General features: G+C 46.2%; 9 protein-coding genes and 1 tRNA gene. 4 read left to right on the top strand and 6 right to left on the bottom strand.

Annotated elements, in window-relative coordinates; genetic code table 11:
* The first annotated feature begins 11 nt into the window (after positions 1–11).
* The gene (locus BGP75_RS27435; RefSeq protein WP_233152936.1) at positions 12–5,126 is read left to right on the top strand and encodes a response regulator; all 5,115 of its coding nucleotides are present in this window, start codon (positions 12–14) and stop codon (positions 5,124–5,126) included.
* 70 nt (positions 5,127–5,196) lie between these two features.
* Here BGP75_RS27435 and BGP75_RS15125 read toward each other — a convergent pair whose 3' ends face one another.
* Complete coding sequence (locus BGP75_RS15125; RefSeq protein ID WP_076719672.1) at positions 5,197–5,805, bottom strand: glutathione S-transferase family protein; 609 nt, start codon at positions 5,803–5,805, stop codon at positions 5,197–5,199.
* A 542-nt stretch (positions 5,806–6,347) separates the two neighbouring features.
* Positions 6,348–8,414, bottom strand: coding sequence for a bifunctional diguanylate cyclase/phosphodiesterase (locus BGP75_RS15120; RefSeq protein WP_076719671.1), 2,067 nt, complete (start codon positions 8,412–8,414; stop codon positions 6,348–6,350).
* 519 nt (positions 8,415–8,933) lie between these two features.
* Here BGP75_RS15120 and BGP75_RS15115 point away from each other — a divergent pair.
* A tRNA-Ile gene (locus BGP75_RS15115) sits at positions 8,934–9,010 on the top strand.
* Positions 9,011–9,213: 203 nt separating this feature from the next.
* Here BGP75_RS15115 and BGP75_RS15110 read toward each other — a convergent pair.
* Positions 9,214–9,807 carry a LysE family translocator gene (locus BGP75_RS15110; protein ID WP_076719670.1) on the bottom strand — a complete coding sequence of 198 codons (594 nt, stop codon included), beginning with the start codon at positions 9,805–9,807 and terminating at the stop codon, positions 9,214–9,216.
* Positions 9,808–9,905: 98 nt separating this feature from the next.
* Between BGP75_RS15110 and BGP75_RS15105 the strand changes: the two genes are divergently transcribed.
* Positions 9,906–10,358 (top strand): Lrp/AsnC family transcriptional regulator, encoded by a 453-nt coding sequence (locus tag BGP75_RS15105; protein WP_369832130.1) that lies wholly within the window; start codon positions 9,906–9,908, stop codon positions 10,356–10,358.
* A 68-nt stretch (positions 10,359–10,426) separates the two neighbouring features.
* On the opposite strand, the gene BGP75_RS15100 is transcribed toward BGP75_RS15105, so the two are convergent.
* Together BGP75_RS15100 and BGP75_RS15095 are read right to left on the bottom strand one after the other, a co-directional pair.
* Positions 10,427–10,759, bottom strand: a complete 333-nt coding sequence (locus BGP75_RS15100; RefSeq protein ID WP_198939372.1) for a hypothetical protein — start codon at positions 10,757–10,759, stop codon at positions 10,427–10,429.
* Positions 10,760–10,993: 234 nt separating this feature from the next.
* Positions 10,994–11,332 carry a GNAT family N-acetyltransferase gene (locus BGP75_RS15095; protein WP_198939371.1) on the bottom strand — a complete coding sequence of 113 codons (339 nt, stop codon included), beginning with the start codon at positions 11,330–11,332 and terminating at the stop codon, positions 10,994–10,996.
* A gap of 273 nt (positions 11,333–11,605) precedes the next feature.
* Here BGP75_RS15095 and BGP75_RS15090 point away from each other — a divergent pair, with 273 nt between their 5' ends.
* On the top strand, positions 11,606–12,460 hold the full coding sequence (locus BGP75_RS15090; protein WP_076719669.1) for a TerB family tellurite resistance protein: 855 nt from the start codon (positions 11,606–11,608) through the stop codon (positions 12,458–12,460).
* Between the two features lie 467 nt (positions 12,461–12,927).
* On the opposite strand, the gene BGP75_RS15080 is transcribed toward BGP75_RS15090, so the two are convergent.
* Entirely contained in the window at positions 12,928–13,260 is a 333-nt protein-coding gene (locus BGP75_RS15080; protein WP_076719667.1) for a hypothetical protein, read from the bottom strand.
* Between the last annotated feature and the right edge of the window lie 69 nt (positions 13,261–13,329).

Genomic DNA, 13,329 nt, shown 5'->3' with positions numbered 1-13,329 from the left:
AGGAAAAAAACATGCAGTTAGATGAAATCAGTGCGCTGACAGAGATCGGCGACCTTCTGGACCTGGCAAGGCAGTCCGATGGCTGCTCAGAAAGCACCGTGACTGCTATAGTCGAAGCGCTGCACGCTATGGCCGATCGCTACAGCGATGCTGAATATCAGGGTGTATCAGATGCTCTGGTTCTTTTGGCAGAGCTGGTCGATCCGTTGCAGCACGATAAAACACCTACACAAGGTGAGTTGCTTGCGAACACTGCACAGGGACTTAGGTTATTGGTTCACAGCCCTGCATCTGCTGTAGATCCTTTGTTGAACTGCCTTAAAGATCACCGCTGGCCTCAACCATTGGAAAAAGAAGATCAGGAATTTGTCGCCCAGGTTCTAACCTCAGACTTGGACCAGCTAGCCAGTGTTTCGAAAGATACAACGGCTTCGCCGGCTGCAACAATAGCTCCCGAAACGAAAGGACCCGCGATTATCACTCCGATAGTCGAACAACCAGAGGCTGTCTCCGATGACACGGCTCAGTTAACGGTTCAACCTTTGTCCCAACAAGACACTGCTTTGTTATCTTTGTCTACGGACCTTCTAGCTATCCTGGATTATCACCAATCCACCAAACCAGCAGATGATCTCGGTGGTGAAAAACTAATCATAAAAATCCATCAGCTTGCCGATAACTGTAGCGAGATGGAAATGTCCGGGGTTGCCGACCTTTTCACCCTGTACGCGGAATTTATTCAACAACTGGGTGAAGAAGCCTTTACTCTCAGCAGCGGGATAGTTCAACAACTGCATCAGGCAATATCGGTGCTGATACAAACACCATCGATGCAGACCGTGGATTCAGTAACCCGCATAATGGCCAGCGAGCAGTGGCCAGATCCGCTACCAGCAGAGGATATTAGCTTTCTTCAAACTCTTCTAAATGAAGACAGTAAGCGGTTAGCGGCAGTATTGACGCAACAGCAACAAGTTGATCAGACAACAAAACCGACAACCGAAGCTGCTGAGCAATCCAGCGAAGCAGCATCGGTAGATCCGGTTGATATTGAAAGCATCCTTATTGATGTTGACGGTTCCGAATTTGAACTGGAGCTTGAGGATACAGAATTCGCCGATGAGCCTGAAATTAATAATGATGACGAAATAAGTAGTCTCTCAGAAATTGATGATATCGATATTGAAGATCCAGAAATCTATAGTGAGGAAATTGACGAAGTAGACCTGGATATCATTGAAATTGATGCTGAAGACTTTGAGATTGAAGAATCTGAAAATGAAGAACCTGGTATCGAAGAGCCCCACATGCAAACGCTCGACAGCGTTGAATTGGATACTAATGAGGCTGACAGCATCCACTCCGAATCGGAAGATAGCACCCATCTGGATACTGTTGTTTCAGATAATATTGAGGCCATAGCGGCAGAAGCCGAAGAGCAGGCTGCTGTCGAGCCTGATCTTTCAGAGATTTCAAATACTTCCCCGTCCCCCGAACAGGCAGAACAGGCAGAACAGGCAGAACAGGCAGAACAGCTTGCAGTTTACACGCAAATGCACCAGACCCTGGAATATCATCAGGGAGTCTGGCGAGGAACCAACGCGGATGGCGAACCACTGATAGAAAACATACACCAGCTGTCCGAAGCCTGTAGCGAAGCTGGGTTCACCGGTTTCTCCGATCTCTTTGCACTCTACGCAGAATTGATTCAGGAAACCGAAGACGACGAGCATTCTGTTCATAGTGACGTCACCAAGCAACTCCATCAGCACGTATCAACACTGGTTAGCAGTCCCTCGCAAGAAGCGATTGAACACGTCATTGCAGTTATGAGCAGTGAACAATGGTCGGAACCATTACCGGCTGAAGATATAGAATTTTTGCAGCCGCTACTGGTGGAAGATATAGAGCAGCTCGAACCCGTTGTTCAACAATCTCAAATGTCTCAGCCGCAAACATCTGCCATAGTCAACCAAAACACCGATGAAACAGAAGAAGAAATTGAGATCCCAGCGGATGTATTTGAAGAAGAACCTGAACAAGAAGTAGATTTCGCTGAACCTGAACCTAAACCTGAAGCGGCTAGCCGTTCCGCTGAAGCTATTGAAAAACAAGATTTTCTTCAGGTGAATTTCAACTTACTGGCTGAAAACCACCCCGCTGTGGATTCGGCGGTAATATCAATGCTGACCGAGTCATTGACGGCATTACAGGATCAATGGCAAACAGCAGATAATACCGTATCCCCTGCTTTACTGGATGATACCGGTACTCAGCTCGCCGCTTTGGCACGGGCCTTGGACACCGTCGGTTTACTTGGCGCACGCTTTGTAGCCGAGGGGTTAATCACCAATATCAATTGGCTTACAGACCCACGACAATCTGCTGAAATTCTTGAAGACAATAGACCTGTAACAGCGAATATAGGGTCCTCCCTGACAGCCCTTAGACTTTATCTGTCTGAAATGACTGATAAGACTCATCGTGATGCACTGATTGATTATTGCACAGAGCTTCCCTGCGGCCTCAATGTGGAACAGGCCGCTTTTCTCAGTGGCCTGTTAGCACTGGCTTCCATTCAGGATTCCAGTGCGGTCGAAAGAAGAACTGCAACTGAGGATGAGGTATCACTGACTAGCGAGAAAGACATTGACCCTGAGTTGATGTCCATGCTTTATACGGAACTTCCTGAGTTATCAGAAGAATTTGCCCTGTTGCTGCAAACTGTTTCAGATAGTGGTGATACTGACTCACTGCGCGATGCACAACGTGCCGCGCATACGATCAAAGGGTTAGCCAACATGGCTGGCATACGTGGGCTTGCAAACCTCACCCACTATCTGGAGGATATTTTAGAACTCCTGACAGAGGCTCAAACCTTACCCGGCGAACGCTTAAGTTCAGATCTACTTGATGCTGGCGACTGTCTATCCGCCATGTGTGATTCAGTGACCGACAACGAACCCGCTCCTGAGTCAGCCCTATCTTGCCTTCAGAGCATCCTGGACTGGCATTATCTGGCCAAAACTGAAGGCATTGACGCGATTACCCACAAAGGGGATGAAAGCAACGATAGTGACGAAAGCATAAAAAGTGACGATGATGTCCAGCCCTCAGCTTTAGTGACAGCGCAGGAAAATGCTGAAGTACCTGAAACGATAACAGCGCCAATCAGCACCACAGCTGAAATAAATAAACCTGCTGTCGAGAGCATTGATTCGTCAAAGCCTGAACAACAAGATACGCAAGCCAGGCAAAAAGCAGCTGAAACTCCAGAGAAAGCCGCAGAGTCCCAGCAGCAGCCCACACTTTCAGTACCGCTCAATCTGCTCGACAACCTGTTCCGTATTGCCGGGGAAAGCACCACTCTCAGCACCCAGTTGGATGAAGAACTGACCCAGCTGCGTCGACTTACCCGAACCAGTCGTGATCGCTATCGCGCAATGGAGCGAGTAATGACAGATCTGGAACAGCGACTGCAAGAATACTCTCATCTCAACCCCTCCACGGATATCGATGACAAGGACTTCGATCCGCTTGAAATGGACCGTTTCAACGAACTGCATAGCGGTATCTCCCGTTTGCACGAAGCCGCCGCTGACGTCAGTGAAGTAAGCAGCGGTATGAACGATCATATCCACCAACTGATCGAATTACACAGTGCGCAATCCGGTCTGCAAAAAGAAGCACTGGACAATATCGTGCGTACTCGAATGGTCTCCGTAAGCACAATCAGTGCTCGAGTCCACCGAATTCTGCGTCAAGCTTGCCGCGCGACAGGCAAGAACGCAAAATTGGTGATCGAAGGTGAAGGGGTCATGATCGATAGCCAGGTCCTTGGGGAACTAACAGCCCCACTCATGCATATTATTCGCAATGCCGTTGACCACGGTCTGGAAACACCTCATACACGATTTGAACTGGATAAACCGAAGGTTGGCACAATTAAACTCAGCTTCCAGCGAGACAGTGACCAGCTACTGATATCCTGTCAGGACGATGGCGCCGGTATTGATACTCTTCGCGTTCGCCAGGAAGCAGATAGAAAAGGCCTGGTTGATCCAGATGTTCAATTATCCGAACAGGAAACCCAGCGACTGATTCTACTCCCTGGATTCTCCACCCGTGATGAAACCAGTCATCTTTCCGGGCGCGGTATCGGCATGGATGTAGTTAATCGGCAGGTTACCCAGCTACACGGATCTTTACAGCTCCAGTCCGAACCCGGAAAAGGCACACGTATCGAGCTCTCACTTCCACCCAGTTCACTGATGATTCGTGTTCTACTGGTCCGTGCAGGTCGACAAATAGTAGCCCTATCAACGCGTGGCGTTGAACAAAGCTTACTCTCCATAGATGGTACCTTTAGTGAAACTGAAGACGGTCTTGTTTTTAAAACTGATGAGCAGAACTATCCCGCTATCACGCTGGAATCATTAACCGGAAAAGCACCTCAACCAGCCCAGCAGAAAGACCGTATCCACCCGGTACTGATTGTAAACCTTGGACAAAATCAGCTGGTAGCAGTGATGGTCAGGGAGATTCTGGCTCATCGTGAACTGATATTTAAAGATATGGGTGAGCTTATTCCGACACTACCAGGTATTCCTGGACTGACCATCCTGGCCAACGGTGAAGTTGCTCCGGTTATCGACTTGCCCGCACGAGTGCAATACGAAAGCAGTAATAAGAAGCTCAATACTGAGTTGGTAGCCGTGGAAGAAGAACACAGGCTGGCCAAGGTGATGGTGGTTGATGACTCAATCAGTGCACGAAAATCACTCATCACCCTATTCCGTGACATTGGTTATGAGGTCCACTCGGCCATTGACGGGCTGGACGCAATGAATAAAATTCGTCGTGATCCCCCTGACCTGATTCTGACGGACTATGAAATGCCGAGAATGAATGGTGTGGAGTTGACTACATCTTTAAGGGGACTCGAAGAAACCCGGAATATTCCAATCATTATGATTACCTCCCGCTCGACCTCCAAACACAGGTTGGAAGCTGATAATGCAGGAGTGAATTGTTATATCACCAAACCTTGGACTGAAACTCAGCTGTTAAGCTCGGTAGAAGACCTACTGGAACCAACAAGCGTTGAATTGGCAGAACAACACTGACGACAGCGCAGACAAAGCAAAGCGGTCAATCATAGCCGCTTTGCACTTTAATAAAACTTCAGTTAACAATTCAAGGCTGGGGAAGGGATTTCTGAAACCCTGGCAGCGCACAGATTCGCTTAAACCAGCTTTCAATCTCGGCTAACTGAGGTACTGCATCAGCATAACTCAGCTGAAAGATATTGGATGCTAAAGAAAGGTCTGCAATCGTTGGCTGATCACCCGCTATATAATTTTTCTTCTCCAGCTCTTGATTAAGAACACTTGCAAGCTCTGGAAGTTTTTTCTCTGCCAGCGCAGCCGCTTGCAGATCACCCTTATCCCCCATAAAGACTTTGTTTAAAACAATATCGACCACAACCGGCCCAAGACGGCACTGGTTCCAATCCAGCCACTGTTCGACTAAAGCCCTTCTGGGCAGATCATCCGGGTACCAGTTCACCAGCCGATGCTTGTAACAGAGATAGCGTAGAATCCCATTGGACTCATGAATTTTAACTCCGTCATCAAGCAGTGTGGGAACCTGGTGATTAGGATTAATAGCCAGATATTCTGGCGAAAGGTACTCCCCCTTATCCATGGCAACATGTTTCAACTGGTATTCAAGTTGTGCCTCTTCCAGTAAAGAAACTACCCGTCGAGCGTGCTGAGAGTGGGGGAAATGATAAAGTGTGTACATGATATGTTGTCCTAAAATTCATGAGTATCAGCTGTAACAGGATATAAAGGGGTAACGAAGCCTCCAATGGTTCAAGTATCTTTCATTATTTGCGTACACCCGGGATTTACTTACCTGCCGAGATTTACTTACCTACTAGCTTAAAGAGTAGCAGGGACTCCTGACAACGGTTGTCAGGAGCCTTTACCCAAAGAACCTTCCATGAATTTTGTGTATTAACAAGTGTACAGACAGGGTCTAGCGGCTGGACGAACCACTCAGATAAACAAAGTCTGTCAGATGATCCTCATTGAACTGACCAATTTTTAGAATATAGGCTCTCCCCTTCCCATTTGATGACAAACCGAACATCCCTATGTCAGCTGTTAGTGTAGAAGTAGATATGGTCTATAAACGTAAACATGCCTTGGGCTGCATTCATCAGGCATTTGCAGAGTTTCTCCTGGAAAACAAACAAAGCTGGATGCATAACTAAGAAACCCATGAAAAGTCCGGGATATACCAGCAAGGCCAGAATTGGCCACCAAAAACGACTCCAGACACTATTTCCAAGATAGCAGTTTTTCAAACAGCTCAGCGGGAACCGGTTTGGAAAATAAATACCCTTGCCCATAATCACAGCCAGCAGCAGCTAAAAGCTGTTTCTGCTCATCGGTTTCAACACCTTCAGCAATCACTTTAATACCCAGCTTATGAGCCATAGCAATAATCGCTTCACACAGCACATGGTCATCTGAGTCAACGGCTAGATTATTGACAAAAGATCGGTCTATTTTTATGAAGTTAATATCAAATTTCTTTAAATAAGAAAGGGAAGAATACCCTGTTCCAAAATCATCCAAGGCAACATCTATTCCGGATGCCTGAAAAGCCAATAACTTTTCCATAATTCCGGTATGAGAATCCATCAGCACTCCTTCTGTTATTTCCACAGTTAAGGCCTCTCCGGGTAACCCCAGAGATTTCAAATAGCCGATCCACTGCTCCATTCCTGTACTTCCATCCAAGTATTGAATAGGAGATGTATTGATACTGACCTGAAAATCACCCTGATTCGAATGACGCCACAAAGAGACTTGCTGGACCACCTGACGAAAAACCCAATCTCCAATTTCTGAAATCAATCCACTCTCTTCAGCAACAGGGATAAACACATCTGGTCTGATCATGCCCTTTTGAGGGTGCTGCCAGCGAATAAGCGCTTCAGCTTTGCATATACTACCTGATGCCAACTCCACTATGGGCTGATAGTGCAACAAGAACTGATTTTCAGTGAGTGCTTTGCGCAGATCACGAATCAGCTCAAGACGATCCAGTGCCTGTTGGTGCATAGAACGAGTAAAATACTGGAATCGATTCCTACCTCCGTCTTTGGCAGCATACATTGCCTGATCAGCTCCCTTGAACAGGGCTTCCGAGCTCACTCCGTCATCCGGGTAAAAACTGATACCGATACTGGTTGTAATATAAACCTGCTCAGTACCCAGCTGGAACGGTCGATCCATTTCCGCCAGAATAGTACCGGCAACGCGCTCGACATCTTCCCGATCATCCAACTCCCCCATAACAATGGTGAACTCATCTCCCCCTTTGCGCGCCAGTGTATCTGAGTCCCTTACGCACAAACTGAGCCTTTTTGCGGCCTCAATCAGCAACTCATCCCCTTTAGCATGACCAAGGCTATCATTCACTTCCTTAAACCGATCCAGATCCAGATATAAAACGGCCACTCGCTTCTCAGACCGATGAGCCTTTTTCATCGCCTGCTCAAGACGGTCAAGCAACAGTCGCCGCCCGGGAAGCTCAGTCAGAGAATCAAAATTTGCCTGCTTCCAAATCAGCGATTCATTGTGTTTGCGACGGGATATATCTCTGACAACAGCTACCAGATAAGCCTGATCTCCCTGTTCCAGATAACTGATGTTAGCCTCAACAGGAAATAATGAACCATCCTTACGAATATGTTCACGTTCCAAAAGGATACTACCTGCCTTTTTGAGCCTGGCCACATGCTCTAACCAGCCATCCCCGGATGGTAAACTTGGACTGATATCAATAACGCTCAGTTTCATCAACTCTGAGCGCGTGTAGCCTAACCGTTCATAGGCCAGGCGGTTACATTCTAAAAAGCCGCTGGTATCTGGATTAATTACGTAGATACCATCATTGGAGTTATCCAGTAATGTCTTAAACAGCAATAGTGATTTTTCTGCATGCTTACGCATCGTCAAATCGACTATTTGAGCAATAAACCGCTTAATATTACCCTTGCCATCTTCCTGCGCCACCATGGTAAGTAAACCAGGGATAGCCCTGCCTGATTTATGCAGGTATCGTTTTTCTATAACGATAGGAGTAAAAGGGTCTTGATTTAATTGCTGACGAATCTTGGTGTTGATATCCAGATTATCCGGGTGAGAGATAACCACATGGTCCTGATAGATTTCATCACAGCTGTAGCCAAGCAACCTGTTCATCGCAGGATTGACATATTCCAGACTGCCATCCAATCGTGAGAGCACCATGGCTACAGGAGTTGCGTCAAATACTCGTATTACACCTTCATCCATATCCGTCGGGTGAGAACTTGATATGTTACCTATCATCATACTCAATCCCACAAAGGCAAGGCGCAGTCGACAGGCCCTTACCGAGACTATCAGCGGATAATAGACGGGCCTTAGATTACGCCATTTTGCTAATTTAGTGAAAATAGCCTCTATGAAAGGATATACCAGGATAGAGAAACCAGCACTGATATGTGTCGTTGGATACGCAACAACCTTAACTCAGCAGCCACCTTTGCCAAGCTTCTTGCCGTATGCTTCTGATTACCCCGCTGCTCAAATGGAAATTCTAATGTGGATTTCCAGTAAGAAAATGAATCTATAGAGAAACCATCCAATTGAAGTAGCTTTTGTTTGATATTTCCTTAAAAACCCTCTTGGCTATCCACCCACTTGCCGCTATAATTCCGCCTCCTTGCTTTGAAGAGCGCTGAAATAGGCTTTTATCCTGCACTTGGCCGGTTAAGCAAGGGATATAGTAATCCGTTGACCGACTATATCAGGACTGTTTCTGAGGTTGGTATAAGAGATGGAATACTCATTGAGTAAGTTTTTGCATGTGGGCCTTTAGCTCAGTTGGTTAGAGCCCCCGACTCATAATCGGTCTGTCACTGGTTCAAGTCCAGTAAGGCCCACCACTTCCATATGCAAAAAAAACAATCAGCAACTCAGTTTTTCCTTCTGTCACCATGTTGCCCTTGCATGGTTAAGCATTTTCAGTCGTCCAACCGCCCTAAAAAATTTTCTACCACACAGCCCTTACCAGCACGACCTGTGGCTCCGGCTCATTACACTACTTTTGTGTTCTCGTTAGTGTTCTCGGTTAAAATCCTGCCCGGGATTATGAAACAGCAGGATAGAGCGAAGCGACCAGCAAAGTGGCCATGACTATATTAAAGGCTCTCAAACGTACATGACTGGTTAGCAAACGTCTTAGCTGCTGACCCAGTATTGTCCATACGCTGACGGAGGGTAAATTAATAAGTCCGAATACAATACCGACAATCGCAATCGATTCAAAACTACGGGTGGGCGAATAGACACTGATCGCCGTCAACGCCATTGTCCAGGCCTTTGGATTGACCCATTGAAACGAGGCTGCCTGAATGAAACTCAGCGGAGTCCCGGTACTAACCTGTTTACTCTCGGGTGGCGCAGCGGTTGCAATCTTGAAGGCCAGATAAAGCAAATAGATAACGCTGAACACTTTCAGCAAGTCGTAGCTTAAAGGAAAACGATCAAATATTTGCATAAGACCGATTCCAACTAAAACCAGCATAAATACGAAACCAATTCCGACACCCAGCATATGTGGAATGGTCCGCTGAAAACCAAAATTAGCCCCAGAAGACATCAACATCAGGTTATTAGGGCCGGGGGTGATTGATGACACAAAGGCAAAGGCCATCAAAGCGGTCAGGAGTTCAAAGTTCATTTCAGCGGTTCCAATGAATAAGTCATAACGCAATCATAGAAGGAACTCCGTAAAACTATCTTGCTTACTTTGTGTTGATAACAGTATATTTGCAACTTATGATGAATATGGATCGTATAAACAAAAGAATATTGCACGAGCTTAAAAAAGATGGGCGCATGAGTAATGCTCTGCTCGCGAATCGTGTCGGACTTTCACCTTCTGCCTGCCTGCGACGGGTTCAGGAACTGGAACGAACAGGGGTTATAAAGGGCTATCGAGCAGTACTCGACCAATCCCAAATGGGGGTCGGTTGTGTAGCCTATATTACAGTGGGATTGTCTGATCATTCAAAACCCTCTCAAGAAGCTTTTGAACAAGCAATGACCGCCTCTCCAGAAGTGCGTGAATGCCACAACATCACAGGTGCATCAGAGTACCTGATAAGGGTAGAAACCCGTGATTTGGTCACCTATAAGAAATTTCACAGCGACACCCTGGGTTCAATCCCCCAGGTCAATTCTATCCAGACCTATGTCGTGATGGGCTCTCCCAAAGATGAGCGAGCCTGAAATCCTGCTCAGCTTAAACAACTAGCCAGGGGCTGATTGTATTGCTGATGCCCTCGGATAAGCGAAGCCTAGACGGCGTTTGAAAAATAACTGCTGATCCAGTCATACAACTTCTGAGAGGTCAGCTCAGCAAATGGAATCGCCTGAAATTTTTTGTCGGGATCTTTATCTCTGAAGGCAAACTGAAAGCTGATTATATCAGGAGTATCATCATGTAAGATCAGAATGATTCGCTTACCACTTTTCAGGCAATCGATAGTCATGACATCCGCAGGTATTCCACTTGATCGCATGTTTTGGCTAACTCCAACAATGGGATCAATATGCTTAAAGTCCTGTTGGATACGAACGTGAGCTTCAGTGGCGATATCAGATAGAGTCATCAACAGTTGATTCGTCAAAACGGACCCTCATGAAGTTGTAGAAAAACCAAAACGGTCTCATGCATCATTTTGCGCAGCATAAACCTCACATCAAACTAAAAGCTTTTCTGTTAATCGTGCTTTCGCACCATTTTGTAGTTAATCAATTCTTGCCCTCGCAAACAATTAATCTGCTTGTTGAGTACGACAAACCCCTTCGACTCAAAAAATGGCTTTGCGGTAATACTGACATCGGCGCTCAACTCAGGGATCTCAAGCCTCGAAGCCTCGAAGCCTCGAAGCCTCTGCCATGATAAAAGAAATAAGACAGTTACCCACTCCTTTTCGCTGATGCTCATGATGACAGAAGAAATGGTCAATATAACCGGATTTCTGAAGATCAGCATAGCCTACAATTTTTCCTTCCAGCACAACAACATAAGGATCAATATCCTGAATTTTACCGGACCAGAGCTGTTGATCCAGACCAGCGGGTGCCCAGGCATTAATTTGAGCTTCAGAGTAATGACGGGCATTTATCTGATGAACAGTGTTGTAGAAAATACGCCACAATTCACCCTCCTCTCCTTTATGGTATCGACGAACCTCCATACTCTCCTCTATATCGGGTCCAAGCTTTGAATAATGCGATACATGGAATAATGTAATATAAGCATTCGGTTGTTATGGTTCAATCTGAGCACTACTAACAGATGCTGAGTCTGAGGTTCTAACAATCAGAACTCAAAAGACTATTTTTTCGCCCCATTGGCAGTAACGTAAATTGTGACTGAAAGGTTTTTCAATAACGGCTAAGTTACAATTGAACTTAATAGTCAACTATAACGAACAACCTATTCGGTACAAAAAAACCGGTTTACACAAATGACAGACTCAACGAGCTCCCAATGGTTTGATGGAATAGAGAACATTGTGACTGAGCCTCTTAAGTTTAAGGCAAAGCTCAACATTGGTGAGGATGCTTATACCTCCCTCAGGGTTAAAAACAAGGTCTTCGAAGCCTGGGATGCAGCAGGAGTGGCTGTCACGGCAGCAGCGGTGGCTAAGTCATCAACCGTTGCCAGCGCTTTTTTTGCTCCTACCGGAATGCTAGCCGCTTTAGGCATTGGCACCGCTGTCACACCGATTGGCTGGGTGATTGCTGCCGGAGTGGTCGGCGGTGGAACATGGCTGGGTATCACCCGTTATATAAAGAACTCATCTAAAGATAAAGTCACCGTCATTCCAAATTTCATCAACACCCCCTTGGATGTCTTAGCCCTGGGGCTCTTTGACCTCCTCGCGCCTCTCTCTCTGAAGGTAGCGGATATCGATGGAAAAACCGATAACGCCGAAAGAGAGGTTATATATAAGTATTTTGTAGACCAATGGGGCTATGATCCACACTTTGTCGAAATGGGCCTCGAATATACGCAAAGTAAACTATCGGAGTTCTCAATCAGGGAAGTTGCTCAAACATTGGCCAACTTCAAGAAAACAAACCCTGATTGTAATTACAAATCGATGTCTGAGGAGATAGTTACTTTTCTAACGGATGTCATGGAAGCAGACGGCATAATCGATAAAAGGGAAGAACAGGCAATCGCACGAGTCAGAAAGATCTTTGAAGAAACCGGCAAGACAAACCTGACGGCAACAACCAAGAAAACATTGGCTTCAGTTGCCAGGAATACCAATAGAATTATTAGCGAAGGGATCCTTGGCATCCTGAAAAAATAACTCCAAAACCGTCATTCCCTTGAGAAAGGTACAACGATAGTACACATAAACGGGACAGTTCATGATTGCTTCTAGTTGATATTGCTGGATTCATGCAGTCTAAAAATCAAAGAACACCAGAATAGGCAGTAACACGACTATTATAAGCAACGTTATTGTCGAACCAATGGTAAGGATATTCAGTGCTATGACATACCAGAGTGGCATGTACTTCCATGTTTCCTTTATTTGTCTTTTCTTGCCGAGCGAAGGGAGAATTAGAGACCATCCGAAAATTGCAGTGCGCATTAAAAAACCAGGCCATCCGCGCATCATATAGGTTTCGGTTAGCGTAAAATGCGGTTCTTTAAAATATTTGTCCAGCAAGGAGTTGGGGGTAAAGATGCTCAGCAGGAGCCACGTTAAAGGCATCCACAGGACACCTCCAAGCATAACCCAAAACACAAAAAGAGCTAAGTGCTCCCCTGTTATCGACATAACTTATCGACACCTGTTGTTTCGACGAAATCATATTGGCGCAAATAATTATTGTACATGGCCGCAGTACCTTTACCTGCACTATAACTGGCGATGGCCGCCCCGGTACCCAATACTAGCGCAACCCCCCAACCTACGGGGTTAGAGAACAAAAGAACACCTAGTGCATAACCTGTCACTCCCCCGACAATGGTTCCCCCCACTGTTTCAGCAAAGATTTCATTTTTCTTGTGTCGGGTGTTCGCATTGGCGATCTGGTAGCAACCCACACCAACCCCTGCGACGGCAAGCACTGTTCCACCACGACTGGCAACTTTCGCCATCCCACTCAGTCGTTCCAGGTGAGCATCTATGACTCCCGTGGCTGGCAGTGCTTTGGAGCGGGTAATACG

Source organism: Motiliproteus sp. MSK22-1, from assembly GCF_001968815.1.
Taxonomy (GTDB): domain Bacteria; phylum Pseudomonadota; class Gammaproteobacteria; order Pseudomonadales; family Balneatricaceae; genus Motiliproteus.
This window is presented reverse-complemented; position numbering and strand designations above follow the sequence as displayed.

What these genes read in the sequence shown, in the direction of transcription:
- BGP75_RS27435 (WP_233152936.1), top strand. Translation starts at nt 12, where the DNA reads ATGCAGTTAGATGAAATCAGTGCGCTGACAGAGATCGGCGACCTTCTG.
- BGP75_RS15125 (WP_076719672.1), bottom strand. Translation starts at nt 5,805, where the DNA reads ATGTACACACTTTATCATTTCCCCCACTCTCAGCACGCTCGACGGGTA.
- BGP75_RS15120 (WP_076719671.1), bottom strand. Translation starts at nt 8,414, where the DNA reads ATGATGATAGGTAACATATCAAGTTCTCACCCGACGGATATGGATGAA.
- BGP75_RS15110 (WP_076719670.1), bottom strand. Translation starts at nt 9,807, where the DNA reads ATGAACTTTGAACTCCTGACCGCTTTGATGGCCTTTGCCTTTGTGTCA.
- BGP75_RS15105 (WP_369832130.1), top strand. Translation starts at nt 9,906, where the DNA reads ATGATGAATATGGATCGTATAAACAAAAGAATATTGCACGAGCTTAAA.
- BGP75_RS15095 (WP_198939371.1), bottom strand. Translation starts at nt 11,332, where the DNA reads ATGGAGGTTCGTCGATACCATAAAGGAGAGGAGGGTGAATTGTGGCGT.
- BGP75_RS15090 (WP_076719669.1), top strand. Translation starts at nt 11,606, where the DNA reads ATGACAGACTCAACGAGCTCCCAATGGTTTGATGGAATAGAGAACATT.
- BGP75_RS15080 (WP_076719667.1), bottom strand. Translation starts at nt 13,260, where the DNA reads ATGGCGAAAGTTGCCAGTCGTGGTGGAACAGTGCTTGCCGTCGCAGGG.